Source organism: Pseudomonas sp. EL_65y_Pfl1_R83 (genome assembly GCF_963970695.1).
In the GTDB taxonomy this organism is placed as follows: domain Bacteria; phylum Pseudomonadota; class Gammaproteobacteria; order Pseudomonadales; family Pseudomonadaceae; genus Aquipseudomonas; species Aquipseudomonas tritici.
Map to the genome: position 1 here is coordinate 1 of NZ_CAXAQI010000240.1, position 528 is coordinate 528.

Here is a 528-nt window from a genome sequence, read left to right on the forward strand (position 1 = left end):
GTGTCACACCGTGCATGTTGGGGCGTTGGGCGGGGCGCCTGGGGTGGTATCCGGCGTGATGGCGGGGGCCTGACTGCCTTCATAGCCCAGGCCCTGTTTACCCCCCATTTGCCGGGCTTGGCTTGCGACTTCAGTACACCAGCCGCGGGCAAACCGCGAGACGGAAATCGCGGCAGATCGGGCCCTTGGCGGAGCGCCGCCCGCCCGTGGTCAACGGCCGGACGCACGATCCACAAGCTCCGCCGCTACTCGGTGGCGGCGTAGACGAGACCCGCGACGGGCAGTGCGAGGCCAATGCCGGCAGCCAGCGGCCAGCCGCCTTGCGCGAAGGCCCAGGCGCCGACCGCCGAACCGGCAGCGCCCGCCGTGAAGAAGGTCGCCATGTAGAGCCCGTTGAGGCGGCTGCGGTGCTCGTGGCCGAGCGCGAAGATGGCGCGGAAGCCGAGCACGACATTGCCCTGAACGCCGAGGTCGATGGCGATGGCCGCCACGAGCAGGCCCGCCAGAGTGGGCGTGGTCGGAGGGGGG

Annotated in this window: 1 pseudogene; it reads right to left on the minus strand. The window is 71.0% G+C overall.

Annotated features, from left to right (window positions below):
- Nucleotides 1–245: 245 nt before the first annotated feature.
- Nucleotides 246–528, minus strand: a pseudogene (locus tag AACY08_RS28625) (MFS transporter); the annotation flags it as partial.